Annotated in this window: 14 protein-coding genes; 9 read left to right on the plus strand and 5 right to left on the minus strand. The window is 66.1% G+C overall.

Annotated features, from left to right (window positions below; genetic code table 11):
* Positions 1-171 precede the first annotated feature (171 nt).
* The 6 genes from C5O79_RS06235 (at position 172) to C5O79_RS06260 (ending at position 7840) form a co-directional block, all read left to right on the plus strand.
* Positions 172-1458 (plus strand): cytochrome c, encoded by a 1287-nt coding sequence (locus C5O79_RS06235; protein WP_122478928.1) that lies wholly within the window; start codon positions 172-174, stop codon positions 1456-1458.
* Positions 1455-1955 (plus strand): (2Fe-2S)-binding protein, encoded by a 501-nt coding sequence (locus tag C5O79_RS06240; RefSeq protein WP_039362674.1) that lies wholly within the window; start codon positions 1455-1457, stop codon positions 1953-1955. The genes C5O79_RS06235 and C5O79_RS06240 overlap by 4 nt, the downstream gene beginning before the upstream one ends.
* The gene (locus C5O79_RS06245; protein ID WP_122478925.1) at positions 1955-4216 is read left to right on the plus strand and encodes a molybdopterin cofactor-binding domain-containing protein; all 2262 of its coding nucleotides are present in this window, start codon (positions 1955-1957) and stop codon (positions 4214-4216) included. Before C5O79_RS06240 ends, C5O79_RS06245 begins: the two co-directional genes overlap by 1 nt.
* A gap of 103 nt (positions 4217-4319) precedes the next feature.
* Positions 4320-5237 carry a LysR family transcriptional regulator gene (locus C5O79_RS06250; protein ID WP_039362672.1) on the plus strand — a complete coding sequence of 306 codons (918 nt, stop codon included), beginning with the start codon at positions 4320-4322 and terminating at the stop codon, positions 5235-5237.
* A gap of 177 nt (positions 5238-5414) precedes the next feature.
* The gene (locus C5O79_RS06255; protein ID WP_122478923.1) at positions 5415-6632 is read left to right on the plus strand and encodes an MFS transporter; all 1218 of its coding nucleotides are present in this window, start codon (positions 5415-5417) and stop codon (positions 6630-6632) included.
* 95 nt (positions 6633-6727) lie between these two features.
* Entirely contained in the window at positions 6728-7840 is a 1113-nt protein-coding gene (locus C5O79_RS06260) for an alkene reductase (protein ID WP_122478921.1), read from the plus strand.
* 94 nt (positions 7841-7934) lie between these two features.
* Here C5O79_RS06260 and C5O79_RS06265 read toward each other — a convergent pair whose 3' ends face one another.
* The 3 genes from C5O79_RS06265 to C5O79_RS06275 form a co-directional block, all read right to left on the minus strand.
* A complete protein-coding gene (locus C5O79_RS06265; RefSeq protein WP_046546714.1) occupies positions 7935-8609 on the minus strand; it encodes a phosphohydrolase in 675 nt (224 codons plus the stop codon).
* Between the two features lie 74 nt (positions 8610-8683).
* Entirely contained in the window at positions 8684-10582 is a 1899-nt protein-coding gene (locus tag C5O79_RS06270) for an amidohydrolase (RefSeq protein ID WP_131931258.1), read from the minus strand.
* A gap of 144 nt (positions 10583-10726) precedes the next feature.
* Positions 10727-13723, minus strand: a complete 2997-nt coding sequence (locus tag C5O79_RS06275; protein WP_122478919.1) for a winged helix-turn-helix domain-containing protein — start codon at positions 13721-13723, stop codon at positions 10727-10729.
* A gap of 399 nt (positions 13724-14122) precedes the next feature.
* Here C5O79_RS06275 and C5O79_RS06285 point away from each other — a divergent pair, with 399 nt between their 5' ends.
* Both C5O79_RS06285 and C5O79_RS06290 read left to right on the plus strand, forming a co-directional pair.
* A complete protein-coding gene (locus tag C5O79_RS06285) occupies positions 14123-15043 on the plus strand; it encodes an AraC family transcriptional regulator (protein ID WP_046546712.1) in 921 nt (306 codons plus the stop codon).
* A gap of 297 nt (positions 15044-15340) precedes the next feature.
* Positions 15341-16246, plus strand: coding sequence for a LysR family transcriptional regulator (locus tag C5O79_RS06290; RefSeq protein WP_122478917.1), 906 nt, complete (start codon positions 15341-15343; stop codon positions 16244-16246).
* Between the two features lie 280 nt (positions 16247-16526).
* Here C5O79_RS06290 and C5O79_RS06295 read toward each other — a convergent pair whose 3' ends face one another.
* The gene (locus C5O79_RS06295; RefSeq protein WP_046546710.1) at positions 16527-17429 is read right to left on the minus strand and encodes a restriction endonuclease; all 903 of its coding nucleotides are present in this window, start codon (positions 17427-17429) and stop codon (positions 16527-16529) included.
* A gap of 659 nt (positions 17430-18088) precedes the next feature.
* Here C5O79_RS06295 and C5O79_RS06300 point away from each other — a divergent pair.
* Complete coding sequence (locus tag C5O79_RS06300; protein ID WP_124648447.1) at positions 18089-18859, plus strand: hypothetical protein; 771 nt, start codon at positions 18089-18091, stop codon at positions 18857-18859.
* Between the two features lie 862 nt (positions 18860-19721).
* Here the strand turns inward: C5O79_RS06300 and C5O79_RS06305 are convergent.
* On the minus strand, positions 19722-20207 hold the full coding sequence (locus tag C5O79_RS06305; protein ID WP_124648448.1) for a hypothetical protein: 486 nt from the start codon (positions 20205-20207) through the stop codon (positions 19722-19724).
* Positions 20208-21336 lie beyond the last annotated feature (1129 nt).

Here is a 21336-nt window from a genome sequence, read left to right on the forward strand (position 1 = left end):
CTTGCGCTCGTTATCGACTGCTGGAGTGACAAAAATGATCCCCGTCGCCAATCACCGCCGCGCCGCAAGACGGTCGCGGCCGCACCGGACGGCCACGCACGGCCGATACGCATCGTCCGGTGTTACCGCGCATCGCATCACGTGCGCCGCACCGCTTCGCCTGGAGCGCGCATGAAGCACAAACGACTCTGGATCGGCGCGGCCGGCATCGCGATTGCGGGCGTCGCGGTCGCGATCGGCATCATGGTGCGGCCGTCGATCGCGCCGATCGATCCGCCCGCCGCTGCTTCGTTCGACCCGCAGCTGGTGCGCGCCGGCGCGCGCGTCGTCGCACTCGGCGACTGCATCGTGTGCCATACCGCGAAGGATGGCAAGCCGTTCGCCGGCGGCCTGCCGCTCGCGACGCCGTTCGGCACGATCTATGCGACCAACATCACGCCGGATCCGGAAACCGGCATCGGCCGCTGGTCGCGCGACGCGTTCGCCCGTGCGCTGCGCACCGGCATCGGGCGTAACGGCCAGCCGCTGTACCCGGCGTTTCCGTACATTCATTTCACGAAGATGTCGGACGACGACATCGCCGCCGCGTATGCGTACCTGATGACACGCACGCCGGTTCGCGCGACGACGCCGGCCAACGACCTGGTGTTTCCGCTGAACTTCCGGCCGCTGGTCGCGTTCTGGAACGTGCTGTTCCTGCACGAAGGCGCGTATCAACCGGACCCCGCGCAGTCCGCGCAATGGAACCGCGGCCGGATGCTCGTCGACGGGCTCGGTCATTGCGCATCGTGTCATTCGCCGCTGAACGCGATCGGCGGCGAAGAGCGCGGCCGCGCATTCGACGGCGGCATCGTCGACGGCTGGGAAGCGCCGCCGCTCAATGCACTCGGCCATGCCGCACGGCCGTGGACGCAGGCGCAGCTCGTCACGTACCTGCGCACCGGCCGTGCGAGCGAGCACGGCGCGGCGGCCGGGCCAATGCTGCCGGTCACGCGCGATCTCGCGACGGTGCCGGCGGAAGACGTCGAAGCAATCGCCGCTTACATCCTGTCGATCCAGAAGCCGGCGAACGGGCATGCGGCCACGGCCGCCGCCCCGGCCGAACGTGCCGCGACAACGCCGGCCACACAGCGCGGCGCGGTGCTGTTCCAGGCATCGTGCGCGCAGTGCCACGGGCCGGCCGCGCCGATGCAGTCGATCGGCGAGCGGCCGACGCTTTCGTTCAGCACGGCCGTCAACGCCGATACGCCGCGCAATGCGATCCAGATGATGTTCAACGGCATCGGCTGGCACGGCGAGGACACATTGAACTACATGCCGTCGTTCATCGACCAGTACGACGACGCGCAGATCGCCGATCTCGCCGCGTACGTGCGCGCGACCTACACCGATCGCCCCGCCTGGTCCGGCGTCGACGCGATGGCCGCGAAGCTCAGAAAAGAGGACACCGCCCGATGATTACCCTCACCGTCAACGGCGTGCGGCACACGCTGGACATCGATCCGTCCACGCCGCTGCTGTACGCGCTGCGCAACGACCTGCACCTGCACGGCGCGAAGTTCGGCTGCGGCCTAGGCCAATGCGGCGCCTGCACGGTGATCGTCGACGGCAAGCCGACGTTCTCGTGCCTGATGCCCGTGGCCGCGGTCGGCGCGCGCAGCGTGCGCACCATCGAGAGCCTCGGCACCGCCGAGCATCCGGGCCCGCTGCAGCGCGCGTTCGTCGAGCATCAGGCCGCGCAGTGCGGCTACTGCATCGCGGGGATGATCATGCGCGCGCAGGCACTGCTCGAGCGCAACCCGAAGCCGACCGAGCAGGAACTGCGTACGCACATGGAGCCGAACCTGTGCCGCTGCGGCACGCACATGCGGATTCTCGCGGCGGTGCGCTCGGTCGCCGGGCTGCCGCCCCCCGAACCGGCTTCCGCTCCCGTCACGATCAGCAAGGGGCTGTAATGAATTCCCACGACGATATCGACGAAGGCCGCCGGCACTTCATCGTCTCCGGCGCGCTGTTCGTCGCGTTCACGCTCGCGCCGGCCGCGCGCGCGGCCGCACAGCTCGTGATCGCGGACGAAGGGGCCGCCGTGCATGTCGCGAAAGCCACGCAGGCGCTCGCCGGCAGCCTGAAGACCAATCCGCTGCTCGACGCGTGGATCAAGATCGCGCCGGACGGCAAGGTCACCGTATTTACCGGCAAGGTCGAGCTCGGCACCGGCGTGCGCACCGCGCTGCTGCAAGTGGCTGCCGAGGAGCTCGACATGAAGCCGTCGCTGATCACGTTCCTGACGGCCGACACCGGCGCATCGCCCGACGAGGGGCTGACCGCCGGCAGCCACACGATGGCCGACAGCGGCTCCGCGCTGCTGAACGCGGCCGCGCAAGTGCGTGCGCTGCTGGTGGAAGGTGCGGCGAAGCGCTTCGGCGTCGACGCGCGCACGCTGACGACCGCCGACGCAGTCATCAAGGCGCCCGACGGCCGCACGATGACCTACGGCGACGCGATCCGCACCGTCGACCTGCATCGCAACGCCGCGCCCACGTCGCCGCTGAAGAGCCCGGCGACGTTCACGGTGATCGGCACGTCGCTGCCGCGCGTCGACATCCCGAACAAGGTAACGGGCGGCGTCAGCTACGTGCAGGACATGCAGTTGCCCGGCATGCTGCACGCACGCGTCGTGATGCCGCCGGTGTACGAAGCGAAGCTGCTGTCGTTCGACGAAGCGGCGATCCTGAAGCTGCCGGGCGTCGTGCGGATCGTGCGCAACGGCAGCATGCTCGCGGTGGTCGCGCAGGGCGAATGGCAGGCGGTGGTCGCCCAGCGCGCGCTTGCCGCCGCGTGCCGGTGGTCGCCCGGGCGCACGCTGCCCGATCGCGCCACCGTGCATGCCGACCTGAAGCGGATCTCGACGCAGCGCATCGAGATCGCGAACACGCACACGGCCACCGCGCCGGCCGCGAAGACGCTCAATGCGACGTTCCTGAAGAACTACCTGCTGCACGGCTCGATCGGGCCGTCGTGTGCGGTAGCGCACCTCGAGAACGGGGCGATGACGGTGTGGACCCATTCGCAAGGCGTCTACCCGCTGCGCGACGCGCTGGCCGAGATGCTGTCGATGCCGAAGGCGAGCGTGCGCTGCATTCATACCGAAGGGTCCGGCTGCTACGGACACAACGGGGCCGACGACGCAGCCGCGCACGCGGCGCTGATCGCCGCCGCGATGCCCGGCAAGCCGATTCGCGTGCAGTGGATGCGCGAGCAGGAACACACGTGGGATCACTTCACGCCGGCGATGGTGACCGAGGTCAGCGCATCGCTCGACGCGAACGGCCGCATCGTCGACTGGCAGTACGCGTTGTGGAGCAGTTCGCACAACGAGCGGATCGTCAACGCCGGCCGGCTGCTGCCGGCGCGGATGCTGCAGCCGCCGTTCGTGCCCGCGCCGTCGACGCCGATGCTGCAACCGGAGGGCGGCGCCGATCGCAACGCGATTCCGCTGTATGCGCTGCCGAACCAGCACATCGTGAACAACTTCTCGCCGACGATGCCGCTGCAGACGTCCGCGATGCGCTCGCTCGGCGCACACACCAACGTGTGGGCGATCGAAAGCTTCATGGACGAGCTCGCGCACGCGGCCGGCGTCGATCCGGTCGAATTCCGGCTACGTCACATGGAGGACCATCGCGCACGCCAGGTGATCAAGCTCGCCGCGACGCACTTCGGCTGGCCGCGGCCGCCGCGCGCGCGCAACCGCGGCGTCGGCTTCGCGTTCGGCAAGTACAAGAACCTGATGGCGTACGTCGCGATCGCGGTCGAGGTGTCGGTCGTGCCGGAAACCGGCCAGGTGACGCTCGAGCACGCGGAAGCCGCCGTCGACGCGGGGCAGGTCGTGTCGCCGGACGGGATCCGCAACCAGATCGAGGGCGGCATCCTGCAGGCCGCGAGCTGGACGCTCTACGAGGCGCTGAAGTACGACACCGAACGGATTCGCAGCTTCGACTGGAGCAGCTACCCGATCCTGCGCTTCTCGGCTGCACCGCAGAGCGTGAAGGTCCATCTGGTCAATCGCCCGGGCGCGCCGTTCCTCGGCGCGGCCGAGGCGTCGATGGGGCCGACCGCCGGTGCGCTGGCCAACGCGATCTTCGACGCGACCGGCCAGCGCATGCGCGAAATGCCGTTCGCCGGCGACGCGCTGAGACAACGCATCGACGCATAGCCATTCGGTCGCGCCCGATACGCGCGACCGACACACCCGACAAGACGGACGGCGCCGGCATGCACCGGCGCCGCGACCCGACAGGACTGGAGCCTTCCCGACGATGGATACCTTGCTTTCGATGCGCGTGTTCACGCGCATCGTCGAAACCGGCAGCTTCACGCGCGCATCCGACACGACCGGCCTCACGACGCCGCGCGTGTCCGCGCTGCTCAGCGCGCTCGAACAACACCTCGGCTGCCGGCTGCTGAACCGCACGACGCGCCGCATCTCGCTGACCGAGGACGGCCAGGCGTACTACGAACGTTCCGTCGCGGTGCTGCGCGAAATCGACGACATGGAAGCGTCGGTCTCGCAGGCGCGCAACGTGCCGCGCGGCCGGCTGAAGGTGAACCTGCCGCCGGCGATGGCCAAGCAGGTCGTGGTGCCCGCGCTGCCCGCGTTCCTCGACGCCCATCCCGGCATCATGATCGAGCTCGGCGTGACCGACCGGCAGATCGATCTCGTCGGCGAAGGCGTCGACTGCGTGGTGCGCATCGGCGCGCTCGACGACTCGGGGATGATCGCGCGGCGCATCGGCAGCCTGACCACCTGCACGTGCGCGTCGCCCGCGTACCTGGCACGGTTCGGCGAGCCGGAGACGGTCGACGACCTCGCGCAGCACGTGGCGGTCAGCCACATCTCGGCCGATACCGGGCGCCCCCGCGTGTGGGACTACGTCGTCGACGGCGAGCCGCGGGTCGTGCAGATGTGCGGCACGGTCGCCGTCAACGATGCGGACAACTACATCGAGTGCGGCGTCGCGGGCATCGGCCTGATCAAGACGTCGCTGTACCTCGTCGAGCCCTATCTGAAATCGGGCCGGCTGCGCGAGGTGCTGACCGATTTCAACGCGCCGGCCCGGCCGATCTCGGTGCTGTATCCGCCCAATCGCCACGTGCCCGTCAAGCTCAAGGTGTTCGTCGACTGGCTCGCGGGCCTGTTCGAGCAGATTCCGACGCTGCAGGGCAAGCGCGGCTGACCGGACGCGGCACCTTTGCGTGCCGCGCAACGCTCGATTGCGCGGCGGCCCGGTTCCGGTTTTATCGATCGGTCAATAGTATGGGCGGCAACGCGGTGCACCGTATCGCGCGCCCGGCGAACGCCATGCAGGCGCGGCGACACGGTGACCCACCTCTCTCTTCCCAAGGAGCCCACCATGTCAGCAGATTCAACGCCGCACGCGCAGCCTGCGCACGGCACCCAACTCACGCAGGGGTTGATCCTGCTGTTCGCATTCAGCTGCGGCGCGATCGTCGCGAACCTGTACTACGCGCAGCCGATCACGGAACTCATCGCGCCGGGCCTGCACATGTCCGGCGGCACGGCGAGCCTGATCGTGTCGTTGACGCAGATCGGCTATGCACTCGGCCTGTTCTTCATCGTGCCGCTCGGCGACCTGCTCGAGAACCGCAAGCTGATGATCGTGACGGCCGTCGTGTCGATTGCAAGCCTCGCCGCGGCGGCGCTCGTGCGCACCCCCGGGCTCTTTCTCGCGATTTCGCTGCTGATCGGCTTCAGCTCGGTGGCCGTGCAGATCCTCGTGCCGCTCGCCGCGCATCTCGCGCCGGATCATTCGCGCGGCCGCGTGGTCGGCACGATCATGAGCGGGCTGCTGCTCGGCATCCTGCTGGCCCGCCCGCTGTCGAGCGTCGTGGCCGACGCGTTCGGCTGGCGTTTCGTGTTCGCGGCGGCTGCCGTGCTGATGACGCTCGTCACGGCCGTGCTCGCGCTGACGATTCCGCAGCGCCAACCCGACCATCGCGCGACCTATTTCGAGCTGATCGGCTCGCTGCTGCAGCTGGTTCGCACGATGCCCGTCCTGCGCCATCGCGCGTTCTACCAGGGCCTGATGTTCGCGTCGTTCAGCCTGTTCTGGACCGCCGTGCCGGTCGAGCTGACGCGTCACTACGGACTGTCGCAGTCGGCCATCGGCCTGTTCGCGCTGGTCGGGGCGATCGGCGCGACGTCGGCGCCGGTGGCCGGGCGCCTCGCGGATGCCGGCCATACGGTGCGCGCGACGCTGATCGCGCTGGTCGCCGGCACACTGTCGTACGCGATCGGATTCGTGCACGGCACCGGCCTGTACGGGCTCGTCGTGACCGGCATCGTGCTCGACTTCGCGGTGCAGATGAACATGGTGCTCGGCCAGCGCGAGATCTACGCGCTGCACGCGGCAAGCCGCAACCGGCTGAACGCGCTGTACATGACGAGCATCTTCGTCGGCGGCGCCGTGGGCTCCGCGCTCGCAAGCCCGCTGTACGAGCACGGCGGCTGGACGCTCGTCGCGGCGGTGGCCGGTGCGTTCCCGATCGTCGCGCTCGTGCACTACCTGCTCGTCGGGCGGCCGCACGCGCAACGTCACGCGCTCGGCTGAACCCGCCGCCGCCCACTTCAAACTTCAAACTTCAAACCGATTCGTTTGCGGGGCGCGTCGCCGCCCCGCTCCAAGTCGAAGAAAAGGAGTCCACCATGTCTTCCCTGCTCAGTGCCTATGATCTGCGCGGCCTCGCGCTGCCGAACCGCGTCGTGATGGGACCGATGACGCGCTCGCGCGCGCCGTCGCGCGGGCTGCCCACCGAACTGATGGCCGAGTACTACGCGCAGCGCGCGTCGGCCGGCCTGATCGTGACCGAGGCGACCAACGTCAGCCGCGCGTCCGCCGCGTTCGAGCTGACACCGGGGCTCGTCGACGATGCGCAAGCCGGCGGCTGGAAGATCGTCACCGACGCGGTCCACGCGAACGGCGGCCGCATTTTCGCGCAGCTGTGGCATGGCGGCCGGGTCAGCTCGCTGACGCTGCTCGGCGGCGCCGCGCCGCTGTCGCCGTCCGGCGTGAACGACGACCTCGAACAGCTGCAGGTATGGGCACAGTTGCAGAACGGCTATTACACGAAGATTCACGCGACGCCGTCGCGCGCGATGACGACCGACGAAGTCGTCGCGGCCGTCGATGAATTTCGGCAAGCGGCGACGCGCGCGATAGCCGCCGGCTTCGACGGCGTCGAGATCCATGCGGCCAACGGCTACCTGCCGCACCAGTTCCTGTCGTCGACGCTGAACTGCCGCGACGATCGCTACGGCGGCTCGCTCGCGAACCGCGCGCGCTTTCTCGCGGAAATCATCGACGCGGTCGGCGGCGTGATGCCGCTCGGCCGCGTCGGCGTGCGGATCTCGCCGTACGCGAAGTACAACAACGTGCGCGATGCCGATCCGGATGCGACGCTCGCGTACGTCGGCCGGATGCTCGACGACGCGGGTGTCGCCTATCTGCACGCGGCCGACACCAACGGCTGGAGCGGCGAGCCCGATCTGCCGCGCATCGTCGAGCACGCGCGCCGGTCGTTCGGCGGCACGCTGATCGTCAACGGCGGCATTTCACCGGACGCGGCGAATGCGTTGATCGACGCGGGCGACGCCGATCTCGTCGCGTTCGCACGCGCCTATATCGCGAACCCCGATCTCGTCGAACGCCTCGCGGCACGCGTCCCGCTCGCGGAACCGAAAACCGTCGGCTGGTACGGCGGCGACCGCGCGGGATACGTCGACTATGCGCGGCACGACGCGGCCGGATCGCTCGCGTAGCCGGCGGATGCGCCGCGCACGGCACGGGGCGTCGCGCACCCCGTCGCGATACCGCGGCCTGCGCGGCCGATTCCCGCTCGATGCAACGGCGCCGTCACGCGTCGCTCCACCGCGCCCCCAGCACGCGCCCGCAGAAATTCGGCCGCTGGAAATCCGGATCCGCGCGTTCGAGCACGTCGGCGCTCCACGTGCCGAAAGTCGACTGCGGCCGATGCTCGACGCCGCGCGCGACCGCGGCAAGGAAGGTTTCGCGAAATCCGCTGCCGCGCGGGTAAGCCGCGAGCAGCGCGGTGCGCTCGTCGGCGGTGTAGCTGTCGAAATCCGTTGCCATCAAATCCGTCGACACGGCGCGTGCCAGCGCGCGGGCGAGCGGCGACGCACGCTCTGCCACACCGGGCGTCGTATGCAGCGCGATCGCGTGCCAGACGTCGTCGCGCATGCTGCGCGCGCGCCGATGCCGCACCAGCAGCGCGCGCGCGGCATCGGCGCCGTCGAGCTCGTAACGTTCGGGCGAGCGGCAGTAAGCGGGGCTCAGCCCCATGTTCGCGTACATCGCGGCGACGTACAGCGCATCGGCATCGCACCCTTCGCCTGCACGCCGCGCGGCGAGCGACGCGAACACGAACACGCGCGCGGCATGATCGGCGAGCGCGGCAGGCAACGATGCACGCGCCGCGTCGGCCGCCTCGACCGCAAGCGTCGTGCGTGGAATGCTGACGCCGGCCACTTCGTCGCCGGTCGACGGTGCGCGTGTGTGCGCAACGTTCATCGTGTCTCCTTCCTGTCCCGCGCACGGGACGAAAAATCGTTCAAGGCCATGCCGCGCGATATTGTGCGTGCCGGCTAGCACGCGACGCAGCGGCGGCCGCACGCGTCGCAGCGGTCGCCGGCCGCGCAGGCCGTCGGATGGCGCGGCCGCGCAAAGCGGCGCCCGGGGCCGCGTGCCCGGCACGCATCGGTGCCGGGGTTCATGCATGCGTCGCCCGCCGCCGATGCGCGCGGGCTGCCATGCCCGTTCGCGCCTGTTTCAGGCGTGCCGCCGCCATCGGCGACCGGCGACCATCCGGGGCTGACGGGCGGCGGCGGCGGCGCGAGCGACGCGTATTCCCGCTCCGCATGCACGACCTTGCCGTCGACGATCGTCAGCACCGACGACAGCTGCGGGATGCGCGGCGTGTCGATCGTGAAATAGTCGTCGCTGAGCACCGCGAAATCCGCGTAATGGCCGGGCACCAGCGCCCCCTTGCGATGCTCGTCGGCTGAGAACCACGCGCTGCCGACCGTATAACAGCGCAGCGCCTCCATCCGGCCGAGCCGGTTGCGCGCCGGATACAGCACGGTGCCGCCGACGCTGCGCCCCGACACCATCCAGTGCAGCGCGACGAACGGGTTGTAGCTCGCCGCATCGAGCGCGCCGGAGCCTGCCCCGACCGGCAGCCCGGCCGCGAGCATCGCGCGGATCGGCGGCGCGCGCGTCGCCGCGGTCGCACCGTCGCGCGCGATGAACGCCTCGCCCTGGAACGCCATGCGCGGCTGCACGGTCACGCCGCCGCCCAGCGCCGCCACGCGCGCGATGTTCGCATCCGACATCGTCTCGCACCGGTCGAAACACCAGCGCAGCCCGGCGAACGGCGTATCGCGGTTCACCGCCTCGAACACGTCGAGGAAGCGGCCGATCGTTTCGTCGTAGGTCGCATGCAGCCGGAACGGCCAGCGGTGGCGGACCAGCAGCCGGACGACGGCGGTCAGCTCCGCGTCGACCGACGCGGGCAGTTCGGTGCGCGGGTCGAGAAAATTCCCGAGATCGACCGCCGAAAACAGCAGCCGCGCGCCCGCGCCGTTCGCGCGCAGGAACGCATCGCCGTCGCCGGGCGAGGTCAGCGCGATCCACTGCGCGAAGTCGTCGATTTCCCGGCCGGCGTGCCGTGCGCCCAGTGCGTAAGCGATGCGCGTCGTCAGTTCGCCGCGGCGTGCAAGCGCGATGACCGCCGCGTAATCGTCCGGATACGTCAGGCCGTCGCCGCCGGCGTCGATCGCGCTCGTCACGCCCACGCGGTTCAGCGCGCGCATGAACTGCCGCGTCGAGTTGACCCGGTCGGCCGCGCCGAGCACCGGCGCGCGCGCGAGCGCCGCGGCCAGCACGGCCGGATCCGGGCGCGCGAGCAGCAGCCCGGTCGGCCGCCCATGACGGTCGCGCCGCAATTCGCCGCCCGGCGGATCGGGCGTGTCGCGCCCGTAGCCGATCGCGCGCAGCGCGGCCGCATTCAGCCACGCGCTGTCGCCGAGATGCTGGACGAACACCGGCGTATCGGGTGCGATCGCATTGAGCTCGGCCACCGTCGGGCCGCGCTTCTCCGCGAACTGCAGCGCGGTCCAGCCGCCGCCCACGCGCACCCAGTGCGGTGCGGGCGTGCGCAAGGCCTGCCGATGCAGCAGGTCGAGCGCGGCGGCGAGCGACGGCACGCCGTCCCAGCGCAGCTCAAGGTTGAAGTTCGTGCCGCCGCGGATGGCCTGCAGGTGCGCGTCGACGAGCCCGGGGATCACCGTGCGGCCGTTCAGGTCGATGCAGGTCGTGTCGCCGAGCGCATGACGCAGCACGTCGCGATCGTCGCCGGTCGCGACGATGCGCCCGTCCTTCACCGCAAGTGCGCTGACGAACGAGCGCTGCTCGTCCTGGGTCGCAATCTTGCCGTTGAAGACGACGAGGTCCGCCGCGCGGGCGGGTTCCGTCGCTCTAAGCACCGTCGGGCCTCCCGTGCGCACGCGCACGCCGCGCCGCGCCGCGCGTGCGTCGCATCGTCGAACGACGGAAACCCGCTGCGTCGCCCGCATCGGCACGCATGCCGCGATCGCGCAGTCGCGCGGTTGCCTGGAACTCGCGCATCGCTATGCGGCCTGCTGCGCTGCGTCGGCGGCGTCGTGGCGCGCAGGCGTGCGGGACGGCGGCGGCATGTCCTGGCGGACGAAATTCTGCACGCGCAGCAAGCGTCGCACATCATGTGCGCGCGAATGCGGATCGAAGTGCCGCGCGACGCCGGCGACCAGCGTCGACGCGTGCGCGGTGCGCCCTCGCTCGATCAGGTGATCGGCGAGATCCAGCGCGCCGCGCAGCGCCCACATCGACGCGCCCTGCCCGTTCGCGGTCTGGATCGCCATCTGCAGATGACGATGGCCATCGGCTTCGTACGCGAGCGCGGCATCGGGGGCCGCGATCCGTGCCTGTTCGAGCATCGCGACGCCCGTCACGCGCAGCAGTTCCGGCACGAACAGATGCTCGCCGTGCGCGCGGCAGCGCGCGAGCGTCGCATCGAGCCGCGTACGCGCCTCGCCTGCGCGGCCGACGCGCACGAGACCCTCCGCGTACGCGACGTTCAACGGGGCGAGCAGCCGCCGGAACCCGCTCGCCTCGACACGCCGCAGCGCGGGTTCGAGCCGCGCGAGGCCCGCGCCGGGATGACCGGCCTGGATGTCGAACTGGCCGGTCAGGCATTCCGCGTGATTGCGCCAGATGTCGAAGCCGTGCGCGCTCGCGGTCGCGCGCAGCGTCGCTAGATAGTCGGACGTGATGTCGTGGTCGCCGTAGCGCAGTGCGATCGGCACGGCGGCCGCGCCCAGCACCACGCACAGCGCGAGCGCGGACGGGCCGCGGCGCGCGCACTCGACCGCTTGCGCGGCGATGCGCATCGCATGGTCGGGGTCGCCCTGCATCCACACGAGCCGCGTGAGCATCGTGCGCGCGAGCGTCGTCATGTCGACGCCGAGCGCTGCCTGCGCGCACGGCGGTTCGCCCACCTCGCCGAGTTCGGCCGTCGCCGCTTCGAGCCGCTCGCGCGCCTGCGCGTGCTCGCCGAAATAGTGCAGCGACGTGGCGACCATCGCGTTGGCCAGGAGCCGCTGCGAGCGGTCGCCGCGCCGCTCGGCCGCGCGCTCGAAGCGTGTCGCGTAGCGCAGCGATTCGTGAATGTCCGACAGCGTCAGCTTCGTATGCCACAGCCCGACCAGCGCGCGCGCATCGAACGTATCGTCACCGACATGGGCGGCAAGACCGAGCGTGCGGTCCCACATCGCGGCCGCGGCCACGGCATCGCCGTCCGTATGCAGCAGCGCCGACGCGCAGGCCGCGCGCAACCGCATCTCGCACCCGGCATCGACCGGGTCGGCCGCCGCCGAGTCGAATGCGTCGAGCACCTGGCGCGCCCGCGCCGCGCATTCGTGCATCCTTGCCGGCTCGAGCAGCGCACGCGCCAGAAGGTCCGCTTCGGGCACGGGCATTTCGTCGGCGGCCAGCGCGAGTGCGCCGGTTGATGCATCGGCTGGTGCGTCGTTCGGCGCTTCCGTGACCGCATCGGCTGTTACGTCGTTCCGTGCTCCGGTGACCGCCTCCGCTGACGCGTCGTTCGGTGCTTCGGCGACCACGTCGTCGCGGTGCGAGGCGTCCACGTTCGCCGCCGCGTGCTCGCGTTCGTGCCCCTGCTCGCGCTCGTATCGTGCGTGACGCGCGGCGATGCGCTCGAACTCGCCCTCGTTGTGCAGTTTTTCCAGCGCGTACGCGCGCGTCGATTCGGTCAGCCGGTATCGCGCATAGGCGCCGTGGAACTCGACGGTCACCAGCGACTTCGCGACCAGTTCGCCGAGCACCGCGATCATGTCCGCGGCCGATGTGCCGGGCTCGGTGGCGACCGCGTGCGCAGCATCGAACGTAAACGGCCCGATGAAGCATCCCATCCGGCGGAACAGCGCACGCGCGGCCGAGTCGAGCAGCACGTAGCTCCAGTCGAACGTCGCTCGCAGCGTCTGATGACGCGGCAGCGCCGAGCGCAGCCCGCCGGTCAACAGGTTCAGCCGGTCGTCCAGCCGCGACGCGACGACCGCAAGCCCGAGCGTCGCGACCCGCGCCGCGGCCAGTTCGATCGCGAGCGGCAGCCCGTCGAGCCGCCGGCAGATATCGGCGATCAGCCGCACGCCGGCTTCGTCGACCGGACAATCCGGCGCGGCCGTGCGAACCCGTTCCAGGAACAGCTCGACGGCGGAACAACGAACGATCTCGTCGGTGCGCGCGTCGTCGCCGGGCACCGCGAGCGGGCTCATGCGCAGCACCGCTTCGGCGGAGATATGCAGCGGCTCGCGGCTCGTCACGAGTACGCGCAGCGAGCCGGCGCACGACGTCAGCGTTTCGACGAGGTTCGCGACGAGATCGACGATGTGCTCGGCATTGTCGAACACGAGCAGGTAGCGCGACGCCGCGAATACGGCGCCGATGTCCTCGATGGCGGGCACGCGCTGCGTGTCCAGGCCGAGCGCGGCCGCGAGGGCGATCAGCATGTCGGCGCGCGTCCCCGCGCGCGCCAGCTCCACGAACAGCACGCGCTCGCGCGAGCGGCTACGCACCGCATGGGCCACGCGTACGGCGAGGCTCGTCTTGCCGATCCCGCCCGCGCCGACGAGCGTGACGACCGGCGTGCGTTCGAGCATCTCGACGATCTGCGCGATTTCGGCGTCGCGTCCGACGAGCGGCGCGGGCGGCGACGACGCGTGGGCATCGGCCGGCACCGCGGCCGGCGCGTCGGCCGCGGGCGGGCGTTCCGGGCCGGGCGACGCGCACGCGACCAGCAGGTAGCCGCGCCCGGGCACCGTCTTGATCAGATCGCGGCTCGTGCCGAGCGCCTTGCGCAGCGTCGCCACGTGCACCTGAAGGCGGTTTTCCTCGACGATCAGCCCCGGCCAGACCGCGTCCATGATGTCGTCTTTCGACACGACCGACCCGCTCGCGCGGTGCAGCACTTCGAGAATGTCGAGCGCGCGTGCACCGATGCGCAGCGACGCGCCCTGACGGCGAATGTCGCGCTGCTCGAAATCCACCGACAACGTTCCGATCTGGATCATGGCCGCCTCCGGGTCCCTCAGGATGACCGCCCGGTGAACGCGGCAGTCCACCCGGCAGGATGTCCGGCCCCGGCGCACCGTGGCGCCGGCCGGACAATGTTGAATGACGGGCTGAGTGTAGACGGGGGCGCGACGAAAATCTTGAAGGAAAATGCGCTGTGGGGCGGCGACCGGATCACGCGATCGGCGCATTCGCTTGCATGTAAAAGTAGGTCGCTATACTCTTCCGGGCCGCGCGCACGCCTGTCGTGGCGGGCGATGCGGCGGCCGTGCACCGTCATTGAAAGCATTTCGTCAGATTCGCGAGCGGACGTTTGTGCAAATTCATTTTGAATGTTCACATGCGTCGCTAAACTGGACTCGCCATTTCGCGCGCCGAGTCACTTGCCCGGGAATTCCATGTCAGACTCCGTTACCGCAGCGCCGGCGGTATCCCCGCCACCACCGCCGAAGGATACGCTCGGTTGCGTGGCCAGCTTGCTGGCGAAGGACGTCGAGACCGCCACCGGCGGCCTGCGGCTTCACCGCAAATGCATGCGCGAAGCGCACGTGGAGCGCATCGACATGCCCGCGTGCGACCGCGGCTTCCTGGTCGGCGTGTCGCTGGCCGCCGGCCATCGTCGCACGCTCTACGGGCGCGCCGGCGCGAGCGAGCGCCGGTTCCAGCATCACTCGATCTACATTCGCGATTTCTCGCGCCACTTCCATGCGGACCTGTACGGCAACTTCGACTTCGTGCTGGTCGAGCTGCCGCATGCGTATCTCGAGCGCGTCGGCCCGGAGCACGGCGGGCAGGCAATCGGCGGCCTCACGTGCCGCCCCGACGTGCGCGATCCGGTGCTCGGCCACCTCGCGCACGCGGTGGCCGGCAGCCTCGACGCGCCCGGCCCGCTGAACGCGCTGTTCATCGAGCAGGTGGGGCTCGCGATCGGCACGCACCTCGTGCGCCGTTACGGCAACGCGCGCACGCCCGAACTCGACCACAAGGGCAGCCTGTCGCCGGCGAAACTGGCGCTCGCGCAGGAGCTGTTGCTGGAAAAGGCGGATCTGGGCGTATCGATCGAGGAAGTGGCGGCCGAATGCGACCTGTCGCGCGGCTACTTCATCCGCGCGTTCTCGCGCACCACCGGCCGCACGCCGCACCAGTGGCTGCTCGAACAGCGCGTGACGCGTGCCCGCGAACTGATCGAGACATCCGACATGACGCTCGCCGACATCGCGATCGCGTGCGGCTTTGCGGACCAGAGCCACCTGAACCGCGTCTTCGCGCGGATCGTCGGCCATCCGCCCGGCGCGTGGCGGCGCGCACGCTCGCGCTGAAGCATTTGCGTGGACGCGGTCGTACGCACCGATCGTCCGGCCGATCGCTCAATGGACGTTCATGTCTTCCGCGTGACACGCGGTGCACGCGCCTGACTTCGCCTGACTTCGAGCAGGATCCTACGCACGACAGCACGAGATGCCGCGCGGCCGGCCGCGCCCCGGTGCCGCCGATGATGCCCGCCCTACCCTGAATCGTCCTGAAGCGGCGACGTACAGCCCGTGCGGCCGCGCCGCCCGGCGCTAGAATGCGAACCGCATGCAACGCGACGTTGCAACACGCACAAGGGCATTCCGATGGATAAATTCTCCGCGCTGCGCGCGTTCGTGGAAGTCGCGGAAGCCGGCGGCTTCTCGAGCGCCGGCCGGCGTCTCGACCTCGCCGCTTCGTCGGTCGTGCGCGCGGTGGACGCGCTCGAGGCATCGCTCGGCACCGTGCTGCTGAACCGCACGACGCGGCAGGTCACGCTGTCCGATGCGGGCGCCGTCTACTATGCGCGGGCGAAACGCGTGCTGGAGGAACTCGCGGATGCCGACGCGCTCGTCGCCGATCGCGGCGACGAGCCGTCCGGCCCGCTACGCGTGTCGGTGCCGGTCGCCTATGGGCTGCGCCGGATCGCTCCGCACGTCGCCGCGTTCGTCGCGCGCCATCCGAAGCTCGACGTCGACCTGCAGTTGACCGACGAACGTGTCGATCTGGTGAGCGCGCGGATCGACGTCGCGATCCGGCTCGGCGACGCCGCGCCGAGCGCGGACGTCGTCGCGCGACCGCTCGGCACGTTCCGCCGCTACGTGGTCGCGAGCCCCGCTTACCTCAACGCGCACGGCACACCCGCGACGCCGGGGGAACTGGTCGATCACGCGTGCCTGCGCTTTCACTTCGGCGCCGACCAGCAGGCGTGGACGTTCGCCGATGCGCGGGGCACGACGCCCGTGATCGTCGCCGGCCGGCTGAAATCGAATCACAGCGAGGTGCTGCGCGAAGCCGCGCTCGACGGCGCCGGCATCGCACTGCTCCCTGACTGGATGGTGGGCCCGGACATCGAAGCTGGCCGCCTGCGACGGTTGTTCGAACGGTACGACGTGACGCCCGGCTCGGCGCGCTCGGTGATCACCGCCCTGTACCTGCCGAACCAGCGCGGCTCGAAACGCGTGACCGCGTTCATCGATTTCGTCGAATCGCTCGCGCGCTCGGAGCCCTGACAGAAGCGACGGTGTCGAGATTCACTCTACTTGGAATTTCCCTCGCTCAACGTTGACCTGTGAAGTTACTTCAAGGTTGTGGTCGAAGCCGGTGCGCCAGCTTTAGGGTTGCTGTGTGGCTCGGTTCGGCCAAAAGCGGTCATCCGAGACAGACGCCGATCGTCGCTTGCTCGGCCTTAGCTGACGTTCAGGTAATCTGCTGCATCAATATGCGGCGGTCATATCGACAGCATTGAACCCTGAAAGTCACATGCGCGGTTGCTCACCGCTTACAAATCTTCTAAAACGAGGGGGCATAGAAGTAGATTGCGGTAAGTGGCAGGATTGCTTTGTCATCGTCTGTCAGCTTAACGTAGAACTGTTGCCACAAAGCGATGAATCTGTCCAAGTCAATCAGCTCAACGTGGGCGTGTGAGCTGCGAGCCGTGGATTTTGCATCCGACGTGAATCCACCGGACGACACAAAAATGCCGACATCGCCATCCTTCTGAAGCAGACCCATAAGCTCCCGAATTTCCTGGACCTTCGCGGGCGTGTCGTTCCGATGCTTAACTTGTACGTTAATACGCGGGGAAACAGTACCGAGTGGGTCTCTGTAAGCAATAATGTCTATGCCACCGTCCTTTCCTGCAGGCGCGACAAATGGTGTGTAGTACCCCATGCCGCGCAGCAGAGCCGCGACAAGATCTTGAAACTCGTAGGGGTTCTTCAGGAATATTTGCTTTTTTAGCCCCTCAGCAGCCAGCTGTTCCATTTCGTGGATAGCCGCCTCCTGCGCCTGTTCGCCGCCATCGACTATGTCAGATTCGTTTTTCGGTTCGGCATTGGGTTGATTTTTATCTCGCCATGCGCGATACGCGTCCACTGCGGCGTTCAAAAGACCAGCATCACCAAGCTTGATTGCTTGTGATCCTTCTGCGGTCAGGTACCAAACGCCTTTCTTCTTGAGAAGATAACCCGCCTTGATACAGTCGATGCTGAAGAAGTGCAAGATTGACTGCCAACGGACGTAGCCAGTCTTTTCGTAAGTTTCCGTAGCCCACTCGTCAAGCACGACTCGCTTCTGAATTTCGGCGATAACATCGCGACCGGGCAATTCGCCACCACGCTCTTGTAATATTTGAAATGCTGCAAAAATTACCTTGGCGGCAAGCTCGCGAGAGCGTGATAGTCTGGTTGCCATGTTCTTGTGTCCCCGAATACATGCAGCACCATATTGATGTGCCTCGACAAGTCAAAACTTTAGCGGATGCGCCCACGTTAGCGAAACTCGCAATTACCAGCATTGCCCTCCCAGCCCGGCGAATGACGCTTTACATCTGCTCGGCCGTCGGTAGCCACCTGGCGCGTACCTTCTGGAGGCAACAAGAGCCAATGATTCGTCGGCAAACTCGAGCGAACGAGTGGCGGTTGCATCTTGGAAGCTATCGTTACGGGCGGGGAGCTCGAACGGTAGTTCCGGGTTGGACAGTGCCGACACAGCCGGACTCAATTCGGCCAGGAATGGCCACTTGATGTCAACGTTAGAATCGTTGACAACGCCAGCAGCGTCGCCATCCACGCTCTCATCACTATGCGACGAAACCAGTTTGTCCGACGCCGGCCGCGCGGGTGGACGCGTCCGCACCGCGCACCGTCGCGCATGACTTGCGATAGTGGCATCGCAAAAATTGTTGATTGAATTCCTTAGACCCACTATATACGCTTGTGAAGGCGGCTGGCCAGATCGCCACCGCTCAGGGAAAATACGATGCCGTGGTTGATCAAAATCAAAATCCGGTTCGCGCGTGAGCTAGTGATACCCAGCCAAACGACGCGAACAAGACTGAGTATGGAGGAGACATGGGTTTGTCTTTCAGGATGACCAACGAGGGAATCCAGATCTCGCTTGGTGACGAAGAGGCTCTCGAATTACGACCTGCTGACGACGCAGATCAGGCGCATCCGCGGAAGTATTACGTGTACGCTCATCAGGACGAGACGGGGAATATTTTTTATATTGGAAAAGGAACAGAGCGCAGGGCGTGGTCCGATGACAGGCACCCGCTGTGGACGCGATATGTCGAGAAACATCTGGGTGGAAAATACACCGTCCGGATCCTACGCGATAATTTGCTCCTCGCCGATGCAGAGGAGTTGGAGTCAGCGTGGATAAGCCAATGTGGCGATCGGCTGGTCAACTGGATCAACATGGGTCGGAAAACGGATTTCGAAGCGTTGAATCGTTTTCATAAACTACGTAACGCCAATCGGGCACTGATTGCGCAAGGAAAAAGCATCGAGAAGCTCGACTGCGAGCGGGCTGTTGCGATTTACATACGTGCAATCGAAGCGATCGCCACCTACGCATCTATTCGCTATGAAGGCGGCCTAGTTGGGCAACTATTGGACGAGGACAACGCCGAGCGGGGTTCGGCTGGAGAAATAGAGGCACTTGATCGACTCACGCTCTGCCTTGTCAAACTTGGTCGAGATCAAGATGCGAATGATCAAGCCGAACAATATTTCCGGTTGTACCGTCGCGATTTGACTCTCGCCACTGCAGAGCGGATCCGTAAGCGGATTGACAAGGCACTTGCTGGCGGAAAAGTGGGAAAGAAACCTCGGTCCTGATGGGCAGCCGAGGACCATTAACTAAGCCCCTCATTCTTGTTCCCGTATGTGGCGCGACTATAGTTCATCGTTTTCTTATTAAATTCCTCCTGCCACACGTAACGATAGACCGTATACCTTGGAACCTGCCTCCGCGGCCGAAAGACCGCTTCGGGTTGCAGATTCAACCGATCGATGCAACAGCTTGATGGAATCGTTCAGCCGGTGTATCGAAGTTTAGTGTCTTGCGTGGACGTTCGGCTGCGTTTTCAAATGTGAACGGTCATTCAGTCTGCCTTTTCTGATGCGCGGCCAATTCCTTCTTGTGCCAACTGGAGCCTGAGTTTACCAGTGGCCCGGACCCGTCTGAGCGAAGTTCGCTGTTTAGCTAGTTGCAGGTGTTGGGAATCGGCAGCGATCAGAGGCTAGTCCTAGCTCGTGTGCGTACGCTTGTTGCTATTTTCAACTTCCGCCAGAATTCGCTGGCCTACCGCGCCGAAAAAGCGCAGACCTGTAGAGCAACCGTGAATACGTAATGTGACCGTGCATGAAGAGGACATCTCTCTTTGTGACGCGTTTATGGCATCCCAAGGTACGCAGATCGCGGGAAGTCGCAAGTTCAAGGGAAAGCTGGGTCGTAGCCATAAGTGTTGAGGATAGAGTTCAACGGCCACGGTAAACCTTGTCCATTTTGCTCGACACGAAACCCAGCGATAGGAGCCATTGGAGAATTGCCTTTCGTTCGTGGCATCTCGGCTCGTCTCGTACGGCTCAAGACTCTTCCAACCGGACAGCCATCGCATAGCCTCAAGCCAAGAACCAAAGAAAACAATCGCGACGAAGAAAAATCGGGCAGTATCGAGCATATTTCGTGGAGTTAATATCATTCTCGTTTTCGCTCTAACATTTTATCGATGTCGACGTCCGTTGACATCGGCGGCCACAACGTCTCACCTGCGAGGCCGCGCAAGGCGAGGATGTCGTTTTGAATTTCGAGCAACTTTGCCGTTGGGACGATGATGCTAGAGAGCAAAATAAACCGCCTTGGTTTGCCGTATGCTACGCTCAATATGGTTTGTCCACGCGCTCCGCTCCAGCGGAGGCTAGTAATTTGTGATATCGGCACGGCCTTGTAGCCAAGCAACCAAGACCGAACAATAGTCTGCTCAGTTAGATCAACGCGCATGGTCAGCATGAATGTCAGCCATGCCGCTAGCAGAGCTGCCATCAAGAAAAATACCAGCGCAACGAGAAGGTTTTCTCGTTTGATGATTCCAAAGCCCGCAAAAAGGAATAATGCAATGCCAGGGGTTGTGAGTACGAGCAGGCAGATCCGTGAGCCACGGGAAGCCCGATAACTATTATTCATAAGATATCCCTGGCGATCCCCACGAAGGCGATTTCGTATCTTCGTCCTGTTTTGCTCCGTGATCTACTGGTGATAGCGCGCAAACAGCCGGCCCTGTATGAGTCTATCGATGGTACTGGTTTTGGTGTTGAGGCGTGCAGTGCGCAGCGAGCAGCCAATTGCAACTTGAGTCGGCGTAACGTGTAGCGTAGCTTTTTGGTCTATGCCTTGTCACATAAGGCGCAGGTATTGCTGCATCATTGGAGTGACGGGTGCAGGTGCTGCGGTGGGTTGCATGCTCATGTGACCGGGAAAAGTTGCTTTGGCTGCCTGAGTTTACCAGCGGCCCGCACGGGATCGCTCGAAGTTCGCCGTTCGGCCAGTTGCTGGAGATCACGACCGGCGGCTGCCGTCGCAAGCCACTGCTCGCAGACGTCGGCACCCGGCCACAAGCGGCCGTTCGGCATTGTGGGTCAGATCATTGATAATCGACACACGCGGACAAGTTGTCTTGGGGGATATGGATGAAGTCAAGCTTATTGGGATGTTGTCTGCTCCTGCTTGTTAGTTCATCTACGAAGGCGCAGGAAATTGGCTCAATCGTTCAAGCGACGTCGACCACTTTCGCATGCGCACAACTCGAAGATGCCACGTCTATAAGTGTTTCATTGAGCAAAGGCGATGATTCGAAACTCAAGCAGCTGGTCGCGCAGCATCTCTGCGTGAACATTTTCCAAAACGTTCCATGGCAGGTTCAGCGCGTCAGCGCCCCTTGGATCTTGATTTCCATCCCCGGATGGCCCGGAGCCGCGGAATGGTCTCCATTGGACCAATACGCAGCCGTCAATCCGAAGTAGTCACTCGGCACGCCGTCCCCGGCAGAAAATCTGCCCCCGGTGTCTTATGACATTGGTGAGTGGCGGTTGTGGTTCGATGAGAGCCGGTCGGCCGTGAGCGAACAGGCCAAGCTGCCCTTGAAAGTTCAAGGCTGAATGAACGGCAAAGCAGATAGTCCAACGTTGAGTGAACCGCGAATTCAACATTGAATGAGCGGGTTTGCCGGTAGGCAGTGTACGGCCAGCAGGTCGAAACCAAGTCAAGTGAATCTCGACAGACGCCGTGCGCCGGACGCCTCGGCATCCCGGCGCGA

Source organism: Burkholderia sp. SRS-25, from assembly GCF_004343765.1.
Lineage (GTDB): Bacteria > Pseudomonadota > Gammaproteobacteria > Burkholderiales > Burkholderiaceae > Burkholderia > Burkholderia contaminans.

Excerpts from the sequence above, each read along its gene's own strand:
- C5O79_RS06235 (WP_122478928.1), top strand. The coding sequence starts at position 172 with ATGAAGCACAAACGACTCTGGATCGGCGCGGCCGGCATCGCGATTGCG.
- C5O79_RS06240 (WP_039362674.1), top strand. The coding sequence starts at position 1,455 with ATGATTACCCTCACCGTCAACGGCGTGCGGCACACGCTGGACATCGAT.
- C5O79_RS06245 (WP_122478925.1), top strand. The coding sequence starts at position 1,955 with ATGAATTCCCACGACGATATCGACGAAGGCCGCCGGCACTTCATCGTC.
- C5O79_RS06250 (WP_039362672.1), top strand. The coding sequence starts at position 4,320 with ATGGATACCTTGCTTTCGATGCGCGTGTTCACGCGCATCGTCGAAACC.
- C5O79_RS06255 (WP_122478923.1), top strand. The coding sequence starts at position 5,415 with ATGTCAGCAGATTCAACGCCGCACGCGCAGCCTGCGCACGGCACCCAA.
- C5O79_RS06260 (WP_122478921.1), top strand. The coding sequence starts at position 6,728 with ATGTCTTCCCTGCTCAGTGCCTATGATCTGCGCGGCCTCGCGCTGCCG.
- C5O79_RS06265 (WP_046546714.1), bottom strand. The coding sequence starts at position 8,609 with ATGAACGTTGCGCACACACGCGCACCGTCGACCGGCGACGAAGTGGCC.
- C5O79_RS06275 (WP_122478919.1), bottom strand. The coding sequence starts at position 13,723 with ATGATCCAGATCGGAACGTTGTCGGTGGATTTCGAGCAGCGCGACATT.
- C5O79_RS06285 (WP_046546712.1), top strand. The coding sequence starts at position 14,123 with ATGTCAGACTCCGTTACCGCAGCGCCGGCGGTATCCCCGCCACCACCG.
- C5O79_RS06290 (WP_122478917.1), top strand. The coding sequence starts at position 15,341 with ATGGATAAATTCTCCGCGCTGCGCGCGTTCGTGGAAGTCGCGGAAGCC.
- C5O79_RS06295 (WP_046546710.1), bottom strand. The coding sequence starts at position 17,429 with ATGGCAACCAGACTATCACGCTCTCGCGAGCTTGCCGCCAAGGTAATT.
- C5O79_RS06300 (WP_124648447.1), top strand. The coding sequence starts at position 18,089 with ATGGGTTTGTCTTTCAGGATGACCAACGAGGGAATCCAGATCTCGCTT.
- C5O79_RS06305 (WP_124648448.1), bottom strand. The coding sequence starts at position 20,207 with ATGAATAATAGTTATCGGGCTTCCCGTGGCTCACGGATCTGCCTGCTC.